This is a genomic window from Halomonas sp. MES3-P3E (genome assembly GCF_002836035.1).
Classification (GTDB): Bacteria; Pseudomonadota; Gammaproteobacteria; order Pseudomonadales; family Halomonadaceae; genus Vreelandella; species Vreelandella arctica.
The window spans coordinates 1-294 of record NZ_PJBT01000173.1 but is presented as its reverse complement, the minus strand read 5'-3'; the positions used below and the strand labels follow the sequence as shown (position 1 = coordinate 294).

The 294-nt window shown below is 58.2% G+C and carries 1 protein-coding gene; it reads left to right on the top strand.

Annotated elements, in window-relative coordinates; translation table 11 throughout:
- Positions 1–232, top strand: a 232-nt coding sequence (locus CXF87_RS12530) for a hypothetical protein (RefSeq protein ID WP_157826552.1), incomplete at its 5' end; no start/stop codon positions are given.
- Positions 233–294: the final 62 nt, after the last annotated feature.

Sequence of the window (294 nt, the reverse complement as noted above, 5' to 3'; positions counted from 1 at the left end):
AGTGTGCAACCGCGTCCACGACCTCGCAGACATTGTTATGGACATCAACATCAAGCAAGGCCGGCGCTTCTGCCTAACGCTTTCACCGGACGTGATTTCAGTAACAGAGCGCGGAGAGCGCACGTTCTCTGCGCCACTACCGCCCGCCGCCATGCCACAGCGGGTACTTGATGGCCTTGAAGAGATGCTCGAAGACGTTCGCGCCCACCAGAACCGAGGTGCAAACCAATGAACCACGTCATCAGCCTCCGCTTTGTTATCCAGCACTGGCGCCTATTCGCCATGCAGAACGGG